The following is a 14,559-nucleotide window of genomic DNA, read 5'->3' on the forward strand; positions in this document are numbered from 1 at the left end:
TTCGGTTTTAGATTTTAGACGACAACTACAGCAAAAGGTGTAACAAAGCGGTGACGCTTGGTAATAAGAATGGATATAAAATTAAAAGATTTTGAGGGCCCCTTGGACCTCTTGCTTCACTTGGTCTCTAAATACCAGATGGACATTTACGATGTGCCGATCACTGAAGTCATAGAACAGTATTTAGCCTATATTGCAACCCTTCAAGCGATGCGGTTAGAGGTAGCTGGTGATTATATGCTGATGGCAAGCCAGCTGATGTTGATTAAAAGCCGAAAACTCTTGCCCAAGGTTGTCGCTGAAACACCTGAGGAAGCAGATCCTGAACTTGATTTGATCAATCAAATTGAAGAGTATCGGAAGTTTAAGTTACTGAGTCAGAAGTTGTCCAACCAGCATGATTGGCGGGCCCAATATTTCTCTAAACCCAAGCAGGACTTAGTCTATGAAGATGTCACCCTCAAGCGTGATAAGACGAGTGTTGATATCTTTTTGGCCTTTTCTCAGGTTATGACTGCAAAACAGGCTGAGTTTAAACGGAGCCACACGACGATTGCAGCTGATGACTTCAAAATTGAGGACATGATGGCCTATATCGAGTCTCGATTTGAAGAGCAACGAGAACTGCGCTTGGAAGATGTTTTCCAAGCTAGCCAATCCATGAGTGAGTTGATTACCATGTTTTTAGCAACCCTGGAATTAATGAAGACCCAGATGATAACAGCAACCCAAGAAGAACCTTTTGGGCCAGTGTATTTGAGAAAGGTAACCCATGAGTCGATTAGCTGAAATTGAAGCCCTGCTCTTTATTGCAGGGGAAGAGGGATTGAGTTTACGCCAGATGGCAGACGTTTTAGAACTCCCCCCAACTGGACTTAGCCAATCCTTAGAGAAATTGTCTCAAAAATATAAAGACGATGAGGAGTCCTGCCTGGCTCTCATTCAATCGTCTAATAAATACCGCTTGGTCACCAAGGAAAACCATGCTGACCTGTTGCGACGTTTTTCGAGAACTCCTATTAATCAAACCATGTCTAGAGCACTGCTTGAGACCTTATCAATAGTAGCCTATAAACAGCCAATTACGCGGCTTGAAATCGATGATATACGGGGCGTTAACTCTAGTGCAGCTCTGTCAAAATTGGTCACTTTTGAATTAGTCGCCTCAATCGGTACCAAAGATGTGATTGGACGTCCAAGACTTTATGCAACGACGGAACACTTTCTTGATTTTTTAGGCATTAATAGCTTGGATGAGTTACCAGAGGTGAGCGAGCTAGAGCTTGAAGGGGAAGAGAGTCAACTTTTCGTGGAACGAGCTGATCTTCCTGACGAGGATTTGGATGCTTTAAAAGATCTCGCAGAACGAAAAGAATCGGACTTGTCGGAAAAGGATCTGCCAGAGGCAGAAGGGCTTAGAGAGACAGAGTCAGCTGATTTTATTGCTGAGCCAGAGTAGGCCATGTCCTAGCTCTGCTATTGCCAAAAAGAAAAAGAGAAAGATAAATGCGTATCAATAAATTTATTGCCCATGCGGGTGTAGCGAGTCGTCGAAAGGCAGAAGAGCTTATTAAACAGGGGCTTGTAACAGTTAATGGTCAGGTCATCACTGATTTAGCTACAACCATTAAGTCTGGGGATCGTGTCGAAGTTGAAGGCACACCAATTTACAATGAAGAGAAGGTTTACTACTTGCTCCATAAACCACGTGGGGTGATTTCGTCGGTGTCAGATGACAAGGGGCGTCAGACAGTCATTGACCTATTGCCGCAGGTAAAAGAACGCATCTATCCAGTTGGCCGTCTTGACTGGGATACGACTGGGGTTCTAATCCTGACCAATGACGGAGACTTTACGGATGAAATGATTCATCCGCGTAATGAGATTGATAAGGTCTATGTGGCGCGTGTCAAGGGGGTAGCCAATAAGGAAAACCTTCGTCCGTTGACCCGTGGGGTGGTGGTTGATGGTAAAAAAACCAAACCTGCAGTTTATGAAATTTTGAAAGTGGACCCAGTGAAAGGTCGTTCAGTGGTTCAATTGACCATCCATGAGGGCCGTAACCATCAGGTGAAGAAGATGTTTGAAGCTGTTGGCCTTCCAGTGGATAAATTGTCACGGACACGTTTTGGGAATCTTGACTTGACAGGTCTTCGTCCAGGAGAAGCACGACGTCTCAATAAGAAAGACATTTCCAAACTTCACGAATTAGCTGTTCGTCAAAAATAATCATGAAAAAAGTACTCATCTCTTTGGTCCGTTGGTACCAAAAACGCATTTCACCTCTTAGCCCACCATCTTGTCGCTTCCAGCCGACGTGCTCGAATTACATGATAGAAGCCATTGAAAAGCATGGTCTTAAAGGGGTATTAATGGGGATTGGCCGTATTTTTCGATGCCATCCTCTAAGTTCTGTCGGAGACGATCCGGTACCGGATCATTTTACCTTACGTCGTCATAGGGCGTATAGAAAGTAGGATCTTATGTTTATTATTTGGGGTAGCAAGGGCTATCAAGATATTTTAGGGCAGCATGGTGCAATGATCGACTGTTCCCATTGCAATAACGCAGTTCAGATGCAGGTCATGGAGATCGGGCGACGTTTCACGCTTTTTTGGATTCCACTCTTTAAATATGGGCGTAAGTACTACCTGACCTGCCCGATTTGTGGCTATGGACATGAACTAACCAAGGAGCAAAAAGAGGCCTTGGTGAGGTAATGTTTAAAGAAAATCAAGAATTTTTCAGAAATTGCCGTAAAAAATAGTGCAAATCCCTTGACACCAGCTCTCAGAGTGATATACTAAAAAGTGAAATTGATTGGCTTACATCAAACCTGTTGTGATTTAAGTTAACCAATAGCTGACTACGCCAGTTGCTGAGCATGACTCCGACTGGCGTCGTTTATTTTTTAGGCAACCTTTTTTAGAGAGAGTTTTTAATAAGGATCTTTTCAACGCATTCTCCTGCCTATCACTCATGAAGGAACATTTCTTATGACACGAAATCACATCGTACTTTTTCAACCTCAAATCCCACAGAACACGGGCAATATTGCTCGGACCTGTGCAGCGACCAATAGTCCCCTCCATATTATTCATCCTATGGGCTTTCCCATTGATGATCGAAAAATGAAGCGGGCTGGCCTTGATTATTGGGATAAGTTAGAGGTCTATTTTTACGATTCGCTTGAGAATTTTTTGGAACAGTGCCAAGGACAGTTGCATTTGATTTCTAAGTTTGCTACCAAGATTTATTCTGAAGAGTCCTATGCGGATGATCAGGACCATTACTTTATCTTTGGTCGCGAGGACACTGGCCTACCAGAAGAGTTTATGAGAGCTCATTCTGAAGAGGCCCTCCGGATTCCCATGAATGATGAGCATGTTCGTAGCCTCAATGTGTCCAATACAGTTTGCATGATTGTTTATGAAGCTCTGCGACAGCAGCATTTTGCTGGGCTGGAGTTAGTACATACCTATGATAAAGACAAATTAAAATAAAGACGTTAACAAAGGCATCAGAAAAAGCCTCCTTCTCACACCATTTAGGCAGCAGAGGGAGGCCTTTGTGAGGTGTTAGCCAGTATCAATCATAAGGGGCGTCTTCGCGTTTGTATCAAATCAGTTGAGGAGTACTAAACGGATTTGGAAAATTCATGAAGCTTTCCATTAGGGCTCTTTGTCAACTGTAGTGGGTTGGTGAAATTTATCAATCATTTACGAATCTTTAAAAAAACAGGCACTTGCTCCATTTAGCTAGAGCGAGTTCCTGTTTTTTTGATTATTAAAGTGATCTGTCATTCTGTTATCGGCGCACTAGCTTAACAACAGCCTCAGTCCTTGCGGTGTGGGGAAACATGTCGACCGATTGGATATACTTGACTTCATAAGCCTTGACTAGCTTGGCGAGATCCTTAGCAAGGGTCGAGACATTGCAGGAGACGTAAACCATTTTTTCCGGTTTAAACTTCAGAAGGGTCTCCAGCAACTTGTCATCGATCCCTGTTCGTGGTGGGTCCACGATGAGAGAGGTGGCGCGGTAGCCTTCTTTGTACCATTTGGGAATGATAACCTCCGCAGGACCAGCCTCATAGTGACTGTCCGTAACGCCTAAGCGCGCAGCATTTGCCCTAGCATCCTCAATCGCTTCAGGAATAATATCCATCCCTCTGATAGAGGCCACTTTTCCAGCAAAGGCGAGACCGATGGTGCCAACCCCGCAGTAGGCGTCAATGAGGTGATCGTCTGGGGTCACGTCTAAGGCCTTGACGGCTTCGCCGTAAAGGATTTGGGTCTGCTTGGGATTGAGTTGGTAAAAAGCGCGTGGAGACAGGGAGAAGCGGTAGTCCAAAACCCCTTCTTCGATGCTATCCTTGCCCCAGAGAATCTTGGTATAGTCCCCGTAGATCTCGCTGGTTTTGGACTTGTTCAAGTTAAAGGCAATCGTCTCGATCTGAGGAAAAGCCTTGGTCAGGTCACGGATGACAAAGTCAAGGTTGACCGGTTTTGAAGCGATGAAGATAATCTGAACTTGGTCGGTCGCATCAGCCTTTCGAATCATGACTGTTCGGACTCCGGCAATCTTACGCTCATCGTAAATCGGCACATCGTAGCGGGTCAGCAGGAGACTGATCTGATTGATGATGGCTTGGGTTGTCTCGTCCTGCACCAAGCAGTCTCTCAGCTCGATCAGGCGGTGAGAATTTTGCTGGTAGAGGCCAGCGACTACCTTGCCCTTGAATTTCCTAACTTGAAACTGTAGCTTGGCCCGGTAATGGGTCGGATCGGCCATCCCAATCGTAGGACGGATGTCAAAGTTTTCATAGCCTTGGGGTTGGAATTTTTTTAGGGCTTGACGGAGCAAATCTGTTTTGAAATCCAGTTGCTTATCGTAACGCAGGTGCATAATTTGACAGCCCCCGCAGGCCTGATAGACCGGACAAGCTGGCTCCACTCGGAATTTAGACGGCTTGTTAATTTTAAGAAGTCTAGCCTGCGCATAATTACGCTTGACCTCAGTGATTTGGCAGAAGACCTCCTCACCTTTGAGAGCCCCATCGACAAAGACCAGGGTTTTCTTATAAAAGCCAATGCCCTCGCCATTGATGCCGAGACGCTTGATTTTAAGAGGTATGTTTTGTTTAATGGTTAAAGTCATACCTTTATTATAACATGGGAAGAGAGAGTGTGGAGGGAAAAGGGTATTTCTGTGACTCAAGAACGTTCGGTTTCTTGAGGAACGCTTACATTTTTTGTAAAAAGCTATTGACAGCTGTCTAAAAACGTGTATAATTAAATTCAAATCAGAAAAGTAATCAAGGATTTGTTTTCAGGGAGCTTGTGGTTATTGTGAACAAGTAGCAGGTCATGGTGAAATTGGGCTGATTGTTAATAATGGGTTCTAACACATGTGAATCCGGTAGGCACCCCTTACCGTGCAGCTCCTTGTTGGAGGAGATTGAGATGATGGGATAGGACTATCCAATTGAGCCCATCAACCGAGGTGGTACCGTGTTATTTTACCATAACGCCCTCGCATACACTAAGTATGCGAGGGTTTTCTGTTGCTCTTAGTAACTTGGCTTTTAAAAAAAGACAAGTGCTTAGAGCAACGGATATAGCTTTCCGCAGGAAAGACTATGTTCACCCCCCTCTTAACGATTGCGTAGCAGCTTTTAGAGAGTTATAAACTGACTCGAAGAGTTTGATAAATTCTAACTCTATTACCAAATGAAACAAGGAGAATCTTATGAAGCGCACATTACCAGCAGATGTTTTAAGTCCGATTTTAGCTTATATGAGGATAAAAGGGGAGCATAAGGTCATCCTTGAAAGTATTCCTCGTGATAAGGAGACGGCTCGTTACTCTATCCTAGCCTATAATCCTGTCTACGAAGTCTGCTTTCAGAATGGGGTGTTGACGGTCAATGATGAGGCTGTTGACGGGGATCCCTTGGTTGTGCTGAATCAACTAACCTTGGCTAAACCTGAAAAGACAGACCTGCCTTTCAATGGTGGGGCCCTTGGGTTTGTCGGTTACGACATGATTGGTCTTTATGAAGCGATTGGCACTATTCCTGAGGATACTATTGGGACACCGGACATGCATTTCTTTCTCTATGAGTCTTATATGATATTCGACCATAAAAAGGAAGTGATTCACCTTGTTGAAGATGTCCTCTATACCGAGCGTAGTCAGGAAGACTTGGCAGAGGCCCTAGAGGCTATTATCAACCAATTGAAGCAAGCGAGTCCTCAGGAATTTGCTCCTAAGGTGATGGACAAGCTGGCCTTTACAAACCATATCGACCAAGATGAATTTGAAAACATGGTTATTAAAGCCAAGGACTTGATCAGGCAAGGCGATATGTTCCAATGTGTCTTGAGCCAACGTTTCTCGGCAGATTTAGCAGGTGAACCGTTTGCCTACTATCGCAATCTGCGTGTGTCAAACCCATCCCCTTATCTTTATTTCTATGATTTTGGGGACTACCAAGTGATTGGGGCCAGCCCAGAGAGCCTGGTTTCGGTTAAAAAAGGTGTAGTGGTCACCAATCCCATCGCTGGTACAAGACCAAGAGGGATCGATGAAGAAGAAGATCGCCGGCTGGCAGAGGAGCTTCTAGCAGATGAGAAGGAAGTAGCAGAGCACCGTATGCTGGTTGACCTAGGGCGCAACGACATTGGAAAAATCGCTAAGAATGGAACGGTTGAGGTCAGCAAATACATGGAAGTTGAGTATTTCCGTTATGTGATGCACTTGACCAGCCTTGTCAAGGGAGAATTACGTCCCGACTTGACGGCCCTTGATGCCCTTAAATCAACCCTGCCAGCTGGCACCGTCTCTGGAGCTCCCAAGATCAGGGCCATGCAACGGATTTATGAGTTGGAAAAGGAGAAACGAGGCGTTTATGCGGGTGCTATTGGTTATCTCTCTGCAGATGGTGAGATGGATTTTGCCATTGCCATCCGGACCATGGTTTTGAAAAATGGGAAAGCCTACGTCCAGGCTGGTGCTGGTATCGTGAACGATAGCGTGCCCACTAATGAGTACCAGGAGACCTTAAACAAGGCTAAGAGCATGATGAAGATTGGAGACAGCCATGATATTAGTTATTGATAATTATGATTCCTTTACCTATAATTTGGTGCAATACCTTGGCGAATGTGATCAGGTTATCGTTCGTCGCAACGATGATAAAGACCTCTACAGCTTAGCAGAAGAGGCAAATGGCCTAGTCTTTTCACCAGGACCAGGCTGGCCGGCAGAGGCTGGACGGATGGAGCAGCTGATCAAAGATTTTGCTGAGAAAAAGCCTATTCTAGGGATTTGTCTTGGCCATCAAGCCATTGCAGAGGTCTTTGGAGGCCGTCTAGGACTCGCTAAGCAAACTATGCATGGCAAGCAAAGTCAGATGGAGCAGTTGATAGGTTCTCCTTTGTTTGAAGGATTACCAAGAGAAAGTGCCATTATGCGCTACCATTCCATCGTCATCGAAACATTGCCTGAGAGCTTTGACGTGGTCGCAAAAACCTGTGATGACCAGGAAATCATGGCCATTCAGCATCACAGGTTACCGATATATGGCCTGCAGTACCATCCGGAAAGTATTGGTACAGAAAACGGCTTAACGATGATTCACAATTTTGTAAAGGTGGTTAAGGACTATGAAAGAAATCTTTGAAAAACTCGTATCTGGAGTAGATTTGAAAACAGCAGAAGTCGAAGGGGTGTTTAGGGATATTTTGGATGGTCAGGTTTCTGAAAGCCAGATTGCAGCCTTGCTTTTTGGCTTAAAAGCAAAAGGAGAAACACCTGAAGAAATAACCGGTGTTGTCAAGGCGCTTAAAAGTCATGCTGTGCAACTACCTGAGACCTTCTCTGATGCCATGTGTAACTGTGGAACAGGCGGCGATCAGTCATATAGTTTCAACATCTCAACAACGGCTTCCTTTATTCTTGCTGCCGGTGGTATACGTGTCGCTAAAGCTGGTAATCGCTCGATTTCCTCGAAGTCAGGATCAGCAGATGTCCTAGAAGCACTTGGGATAAACGTTGCGGCAGAACCCGACGTCCTTGCTAAGGCCCTTAATGAGGTTGGAATGGCCTTTATCTTTGCCCAGTCCATGCACCCAGCTATGCGCTTTATCGGCCCGGCACGTAAGGCTTTAGGCCTTCCTACTATCATGAATCTGGTTGGTCCTCTTGCTAATCCCTTAAACTTGGAAAGCCAACTGATGGGGATTTATCGGGAAGACCTCCATTTAGCAGTTGCTAAAGTCATGCAAGATTTAGGTCGAAAACGGGCCCTGATCATCACTGGACCAGATCATATGGATGAAGCAGCCTTATACGGGACCAACACTTATACCCTTTTGGCCGATGGGCAAATTAGTCAAGATAGCTTTAGCTGTGCGGATCTTGGGATGGAAAAAGTCACCTTGTCTGACATTAAAGGTGGCGATGCTAAGGAAAATGCCGAGATATTAATCAGCGTTTTGAAAAATGAACCCAGCCCTTATCTTGAAACGACAGTCTTAAATGCTGGTTTAGGCTTCTATGCGAATGGCCGCGTAGACAGTCTTCAGGCTGGTGTTGCCCTTGCTAGAGACCTCTTAGCGGATGGGTCTGCTTACCAAAAATTAAAAGACCTACAGGAGGTGCAACGATGAGTCAACAATTTCTACCAAATATCCTTGCAGCAAAAACTGAGGAGGTTGCCCAATTACTTGAGGAGCAAGTAGGAAACCTTCGAGAAACCTATCGGTTTTATGATTATCTCAAAAATCATTCTGACAGGTTGCAAGTTATTGCTGAAATCAAAAAAGCCAGTCCCAGTCTTGGAGACATTAATTTGGAAGTGGATATCTTGGCTCAGGCACGCGCTTACGAGTCAGCAGGTGCTGCCATGATATCCGTTTTGACAGATGCCGTCTTCTTTAAAGGAGATATAGCTGATTTAAGAGCTGTTTCAGATCAGGTCAATATTCCGACCTTGGCCAAAGACTTTATCATAGATGAAAAACAAATCATTCGTAGCCTTAATGCAGGGGCAACGGTTATTCTCCTCATTGTAGCAGCCCTATCTGAAGAACGGCTAGGCCAACTATACCAGTATGCTACTCAGTTAGGCTTGGAAGTGTTGGTTGAGACCCATAATTTGGAAGAGCTCCAAATCGCTCACCGAATTGGTGCCCAGATTATTGGGATTAATAACCGGAATTTGACCACATTTGAGACAGATTTAAATACAAGTCTGACATTAGCAGACCACTTCATTGATGGGCCCGTCTATATTTCAGAATCAGCCATTTTATCCGAGAACGAAGCCCGTCAAGTAGCTCCTGCCTTCAGTGGTATTTTAGTAGGAACAGCACTGATGCAGGCTGCTTCTCCGGCTCAACGATTAAAGGAGTTGCGTATTGACAAAGGTTAAAATATGCGGGGTTAAAACCCCAGAAGCTGTCAAAGCAGCTGTGCAATCCGGTGCGGATTTTGTCGGGTTTGTATTTGCTAAAAGCAAGCGTCAAATTTCTCTATCACAAGCCCATCGTTTGGCCCACTGGATCCCTGCTTATGTCCGTAAGGTCGGTGTCTTCGTTTCGCCTAGTTTAGAGGAGTTACAAGAGGCGATTAAAACAGTACCCTTAGATATGGTCCAGATTCATGGAGATTTTGATAGTCATCTGGGGGAAAGGCTTACTGTCCCTGTTATAAGAGCAGTGCAAATGACGGGCGAGACCTGTGATCTAGAGAGTGACTCAGAGTTTGTCCTTTTGGATGCTCCGGTAGCCGGATCAGGGAAAACCTTTGACTGGAGTAGGCTTGACAGCGTTAACTTAGAAAGTTCTTTCTTCATGGCAGGTGGCCTCAGTATTGATAATGTTAAGGAAGCCATTGAGCGTTTTAAGCCTTTTGCCGTAGACGTTTCCAGTGGCGTCGAAACCGATGGCGTTAAGGATATTGATAAAATCAAACAATTTACAGAAAAGGTGAAATATGACTTATAATCAACCAGATCAAAAAGGTTTCTTTGGGCAATATGGTGGGCGTTTTGTCCCAGAAACACTGATGACAGCAGTATTAGAGTTAGAGGCCGCTTACGAAGAAGCTAAAGTAGACCCAAATTTTCAAAAGGAGTTAGACCAACTGCTTAAACATTATGTAGGGCGTGAAACACCTCTCTATTTTGCTAAGAATCTAACAGATCATCTCGGTGGTGCAAAAATATACCTTAAGCGTGAAGACCTCAATCACACTGGAGCCCATAAAATTAACAATGCTCTAGGACAAGTACTCTTGGCTAAGCGGATGGGTAAAAAAAGAATCATTGCTGAAACCGGTGCAGGTCAGCATGGTGTGGCAACAGCAACCGCAGCAGCGCTCTTTAATATGGATTGCACCATCTACATGGGAGAAGAAGATATCAAACGCCAAGCACTCAATGTCTTTCGGATGGAATTATTGGGTGCAAAAGTTGAAGCTGTCACAGATGGCTCACGCGTCCTGAAAGATGCAGTCAATGCAGCGCTCAGAGCCTGGGTGGCGCAAATCGAAGACACGCATTATGTGATGGGATCAGCCCTTGGACCAGCACCCTTCCCTGAAATTGTCAGAGATTTTCAGAGTGTCATTGGACGAGAGGCAAAAGTTCAGTTTGCCCAGCAGACTGGTCAAGAACTGCCAGATGTTATCATGGCCTGCGTTGGTGGGGGCTCAAATGCCATCGGACTTTTCCATCCCTTTGTAGAAGATGAGAGTGTCCAGATGATTGGTGTTGAAGCAGCTGGTAAAGGGCTTCATACAGAAGAACATGCTGCGACATTTGCCAAGGGACGCCCAGGTGTTCTTCATGGAGCTTTGATGACGGTCTTGCAGGACGAAGCCGGACAGATTATGGAGGCATTTTCGATTTCAGCAGGCCTTGATTATCCAGGAATTGGGCCTGAGCATTGCTATTTTAACGAGATTGAAAGAGCCAGCTATGTCAGTGTCACAGACCAAGAAGCCCTTGAAGGGTTTCAAACCCTGTCTAAGCTAGAAGGTATTATTCCCGCTCTTGAGTCTAGTCACGCCATTGCTCATGCCCTTAAATTAGCACCAGAGCTAGGTAAAGATAAAAGCCTGTTGATCTGCCTATCAGGGCGGGGAGACAAGGATGTCGTTCAAGTCAAAGCGATACTAGATCAGCAAAAGGAGAATGAGGCATGAGCAAACGTTTAACCAAAATCTTAGAAAATCGCCTAGCAGATGGCCACCGCATCATTGTGCCCTATATTATGGCTGGGGACCATGAAAAAGGACTGGACGGTCTACAAGACACGATCACCCTTTTAAGTGAGGCTGGTGCAGCGGCCATTGAGATTGGTATTCCTTTTTCGGATCCTGTTGCTGACGGTCCTGTGATTGAGGCGGCAGGTTTAAGAAGTTTGGCTAAGGGGGTTACCTTAGCTGACATTATCAAGACCTTGAAAACGATAGACAGCCCAGTACCTCTTGTGATGATGACCTATTTGAACCCGCTCTATCAGTATGGTTTAGAAAGGGTTGTGACAGATTTGAAAGAAACATCTGTTAAAGGTCTGATTATCCCAGATTTACCGCATGAACATACAGATTTGCTAAAACCACTTTTAGAGGGGACAGATCTTGCTTTTATCCCACTGGTCAGTTTGACAACAGGGCTTGAGCGTCAAAAGACTTTAGTCGCATCGGCAGAAGGATTTGTCTACGCTGTTGCCATCAATGGGGTGACTGGAAAAACAGATCAGTACCGAGAAGATTTAGACAAGCACTTAGCAACTTTAACTGAACTGTCTCCCATTCCAGTATTAACCGGTTTCGGGGTATCAACACAGGCAGATGTGACTCGCTTTAACAAGGTATCTTCTGGGGTTATCGTGGGCTCTAAAATTGTAAAAGACCTCTTTGAAGGAAAGCAAGATGACGTCAAACAATTTGTTCAAGAAGCCAGCGCTTCTGCTAAAGATTAAATCAATATAAGCTCCTAACATTAGGCCTCTTTTGGGCAATTTCAGACTGAGGTGTGTAAGCAGCAGTTCAGAAAAATAGTTAGAGAAGGTAATGCCTCGCTATTAGCTTTCCCATAAGAAAAGAGGCTATCAAAAACACCCTTTTTGACTAAAATCTGATATACTAATAATAGTTATTTGGAAGGAGAGAAGCTGACATGTCGAAGATTAAAATCGTTACAGATTCTTGTATTAGTATTGAACCTGAGGTGGTTACAAATCTTGGAATCACCATTGTGCCGCTGTCTGTTATGGTCGATGGGGTGCTTTACTCAGACGATACTCTAAAGGAAGGGGAATTCTTGCAGCTGATGAAGAATGCTAAAGCTCTTCCTAAAACGAGCCAGCCTCCTGTTGGTCTTTTCGCCGAAACCTATGAAGCCATCAGTGATTCAGAAGATGAGGTAATCTCCATCCATACCTCCCATGCTCTGTCTGGGACAGTCGAAGCGGCTCGTCAAGCAGGTTTACTGGCTAATCGTGAGGTGACTGTTGTTGACTCAACCTTTACCGATCAATGCCTAAAGTTTCAGGTCGTTGAAGCTGCTAAACTGGCTAAGGCTGGAGCGAGTAAGGCTGCTATTTTGGCCAAAATTGAAGAAGTGCGCAGCAAGTCGCAACTCTTTATCGGCATTTCAACCTTGGAAAACCTTGTTAAAGGTGGGCGCATTAGCCGTGTTTCAGGGATGATGAGCTCCCTCTTGAACATTAAGGTTGTCATGGAAATGGTTGACCACCAATTACAGCCAATCTTAAAAGGTCGAGGCACAAAAACGTTTGCAAAATGGCTAGACTCATTTATTGCACAGGCTGAAAAAGGTGGCAAAAAAGTGGCTGAAATTGGCATTTCTTACGCAGGGGTCAAGGATTATGCCATGGAGATGAAAGATAAGCTTTCCCATTTAGTAGCTGAGGAAATTTCTGTTCTTGAGACAGGGTCTATCATCCAAACCCATACGGGAGAAGATGCTTGGGCAGTTCTGGTGCGTTATGAATAAGCGAGAGGCATGGACTGCTCTTCTTGGGCTAGTGGTGAGTTTTGGTCTAGCCTACTTCTTTTTTCAACAGGTTATTCCAGAAGCCCAGCCCTTGTTATTACGATCAACTCCGGTTGAAGAAAGAACGGAGCCTTTTTATTATGTGGCTTTAGGAGACTCTTTAACAGAAGGGGTTGGGGATTCTACTAGTCAGGGAGGCTTTGTCCCTCTGGTCAGCAGTAACCTGTCCCTTCAATATGGTTATGAGGTTGAGGCAGAAAATTATGGTGTTGCTGGCAATACCAGTAAACAGATTCTAAAACGAATGGCTGAGGATACAGCTCTTCAAGAGAGTCTGTCTAGAGCCGATTTGATGACCCTATCGGTTGGGGGAAACGATGTCATGCGGGTGATTCGAGACAATCTCGATAGCCTGACGGTAGAAACATTCGAAGAACCCGCTCAAGCTTATAGCAAACGCCTAAGTCAGATTATCACTCAAGCACGCTCTGAAAATCCGTCACTATCTATCTATGTCCTAGGCATCTATAACCCTTTTTATCTCAATTTCCCGGAAGTGACGGAAATGCAGTTGGTCATAGATAATTGGAATACAACGACTGAAGAGACGGTGGCTACGTTTGAAGGGGTTTATTTCGTGCCGATCAACGATCGCCTCTATCGGGGAATCGATGGCCAAGAAGGGGTGACCGAGAATCAACAAGGTCAGACCGTCGTCGTGAACGATGCTCTTTTTGAGGGGGATCATTTTCACCCTAATAATGTAGGGTATCAAATCATGCAAGCAGCAATTATGGAGAAAATAGATGAGACGCATCACATTTGGCAAGAGGATTAATAGTTGGAAGTGGCTCTTTATTGGTTTAGTCGGCGTGCAGTTGGCCCTAGTGACAGTATTTTTTCTAAGAGCGCTGACGCCTAGAGAAGCAGTGCGCACACCACAAGAGGTTCCAACTAACTTTCAAGTAGGGACTTTTTCAACAACACGGGATCAGCTTAATGCGGCCATAGATGCTTATCTAGAAGACTTCCAGTCGGAGACCTTTACCTATGATGTTTACGTCACCGAAAAGCGGGTTGTGTTTGAGGGGGCTTATGAAATCCTCGGTGCTCGCATACCACTTTACGTCTATTTTTCACCCTATCGCGAGGACTCGGGTGCGATTGTCCTAGAGGTTAATGAGGTTTCAGCAGGCACCTTATCTTTGCCAAAATCGGAGATTTTAAAATACATCAGCAAGAACTACAAGCTACCCAAAGCCATTCTAATTGACCCAGAAACAGGAAAGATAACTGTAGACCTTCCTAATCTGGAAAACAAATTTGACATGGCCGTTAAAGCCCGCAGCATCGACCTGTACAATGATCATTTGATTTTTGAAATCTTCCATAAATAAACGGCCTTCAGATTTATCGACAGGAAACATTTTCAGGATTTTGTACTATCAATTTTGGAATTTTTTCAAAAAATAGCCCAAAATAATCCAGAAAAGACTTTTATTGCTTGACCTAATAGGTTTTTTAAG

At 44.6% G+C, this 14,559-nt stretch carries 16 protein-coding genes and 1 pseudogene; 16 read left to right on the forward strand and 1 reads right to left on the reverse strand.

Annotated elements, in window-relative coordinates; translation table 11 throughout:
• The first annotated feature begins 69 nt into the window (after nt 1-69).
• The 6 genes and pseudogenes from ACVRYP_RS06025 (at nt 70) to ACVRYP_RS06050 (ending at nt 3,503) form a co-directional block, all read left to right on the forward strand.
• Complete coding sequence (locus ACVRYP_RS06025; RefSeq protein WP_447467841.1) at nt 70-789, forward strand: segregation/condensation protein A; 720 nt, start codon at nt 70-72, stop codon at nt 787-789.
• A pseudogene (gene scpB, locus ACVRYP_RS06030) lies at nt 773-1,333 on the forward strand (SMC-Scp complex subunit ScpB); the annotation flags it as partial. The gene ACVRYP_RS06025 and the pseudogene scpB, both read left to right, overlap by 17 nt.
• Before the next feature lie 173 nt (nt 1,334-1,506).
• Nucleotides 1,507-2,229, forward strand: coding sequence for a pseudouridine synthase (locus tag ACVRYP_RS06035; protein WP_447467842.1), 723 nt, complete (start codon nt 1,507-1,509; stop codon nt 2,227-2,229).
• 2 nt (nt 2,230-2,231) lie between these two features.
• Nucleotides 2,232-2,477: a membrane protein insertion efficiency factor YidD gene (gene yidD / locus ACVRYP_RS06040; RefSeq protein ID WP_447467843.1), complete on the forward strand. Its 246-nt coding sequence runs from the start codon at nt 2,232-2,234 to the stop codon at nt 2,475-2,477.
• A 6-nt stretch (nt 2,478-2,483) separates the two neighbouring features.
• A complete protein-coding gene (locus ACVRYP_RS06045) occupies nt 2,484-2,720 on the forward strand; it encodes a zinc-ribbon domain-containing protein (RefSeq protein ID WP_447467844.1) in 237 nt (78 codons plus the stop codon).
• Between the two features lie 276 nt (nt 2,721-2,996).
• Entirely contained in the window at nt 2,997-3,503 is a 507-nt protein-coding gene (locus ACVRYP_RS06050) for a tRNA (cytidine(34)-2'-O)-methyltransferase (protein WP_447467845.1), read from the forward strand.
• A gap of 304 nt (nt 3,504-3,807) precedes the next feature.
• Here ACVRYP_RS06050 and rlmD read toward each other — a convergent pair whose 3' ends face one another.
• Nucleotides 3,808-5,160, reverse strand: coding sequence for a 23S rRNA (uracil(1939)-C(5))-methyltransferase RlmD (rlmD, locus tag ACVRYP_RS06055; protein WP_447467846.1), 1,353 nt, complete (start codon nt 5,158-5,160; stop codon nt 3,808-3,810).
• A gap of 591 nt (nt 5,161-5,751) precedes the next feature.
• Between rlmD and trpE the strand changes: the two genes are divergently transcribed.
• The 10 genes from trpE (at nt 5,752) to ACVRYP_RS06105 (ending at nt 14,430) form a co-directional block, all read left to right on the forward strand.
• The gene (trpE, locus tag ACVRYP_RS06060; RefSeq protein ID WP_447467847.1) at nt 5,752-7,122 is read left to right on the forward strand and encodes an anthranilate synthase component I; all 1,371 of its coding nucleotides are present in this window, start codon (nt 5,752-5,754) and stop codon (nt 7,120-7,122) included.
• Nucleotides 7,106-7,687, forward strand: a complete 582-nt coding sequence (locus ACVRYP_RS06065) for an aminodeoxychorismate/anthranilate synthase component II (RefSeq protein WP_447467848.1) — start codon at nt 7,106-7,108, stop codon at nt 7,685-7,687. Before trpE ends, ACVRYP_RS06065 begins: the two co-directional genes overlap by 17 nt.
• On the forward strand, nt 7,671-8,675 hold the full coding sequence (gene trpD / locus ACVRYP_RS06070; protein WP_447467849.1) for an anthranilate phosphoribosyltransferase: 1,005 nt from the start codon (nt 7,671-7,673) through the stop codon (nt 8,673-8,675). The genes ACVRYP_RS06065 and trpD overlap by 17 nt, the downstream gene beginning before the upstream one ends.
• A complete protein-coding gene (trpC, locus tag ACVRYP_RS06075; RefSeq protein WP_447467850.1) occupies nt 8,672-9,439 on the forward strand; it encodes an indole-3-glycerol phosphate synthase TrpC in 768 nt (255 codons plus the stop codon). Before trpD ends, trpC begins: the two co-directional genes overlap by 4 nt.
• Nucleotides 9,426-10,013 carry a phosphoribosylanthranilate isomerase gene (locus ACVRYP_RS06080; protein WP_447467851.1) on the forward strand — a complete coding sequence of 196 codons (588 nt, stop codon included), beginning with the start codon at nt 9,426-9,428 and terminating at the stop codon, nt 10,011-10,013. Before trpC ends, ACVRYP_RS06080 begins: the two co-directional genes overlap by 14 nt.
• The gene (gene trpB, locus ACVRYP_RS06085; protein ID WP_447467852.1) at nt 10,003-11,214 is read left to right on the forward strand and encodes a tryptophan synthase subunit beta; all 1,212 of its coding nucleotides are present in this window, start codon (nt 10,003-10,005) and stop codon (nt 11,212-11,214) included. Before ACVRYP_RS06080 ends, trpB begins: the two co-directional genes overlap by 11 nt.
• A complete protein-coding gene (trpA, locus tag ACVRYP_RS06090) occupies nt 11,211-11,996 on the forward strand; it encodes a tryptophan synthase subunit alpha (protein WP_447467853.1) in 786 nt (261 codons plus the stop codon). The genes trpB and trpA overlap by 4 nt, the downstream gene beginning before the upstream one ends.
• 197 nt (nt 11,997-12,193) lie before the next feature.
• Entirely contained in the window at nt 12,194-13,033 is an 840-nt protein-coding gene (fakB, locus tag ACVRYP_RS06095) for a fatty acid kinase binding subunit FakB (protein WP_447467854.1), read from the forward strand.
• A complete protein-coding gene (locus ACVRYP_RS06100; protein WP_447467855.1) occupies nt 13,026-13,871 on the forward strand; it encodes an SGNH/GDSL hydrolase family protein in 846 nt (281 codons plus the stop codon). Before fakB ends, ACVRYP_RS06100 begins: the two co-directional genes overlap by 8 nt.
• Entirely contained in the window at nt 13,840-14,430 is a 591-nt protein-coding gene (locus ACVRYP_RS06105; RefSeq protein WP_447467856.1) for a YpmS family protein, read from the forward strand. Before ACVRYP_RS06100 ends, ACVRYP_RS06105 begins: the two co-directional genes overlap by 32 nt.
• Nucleotides 14,431-14,559 lie beyond the last annotated feature (129 nt).

Source organism: Streptococcus rifensis (genome assembly GCF_053203525.1).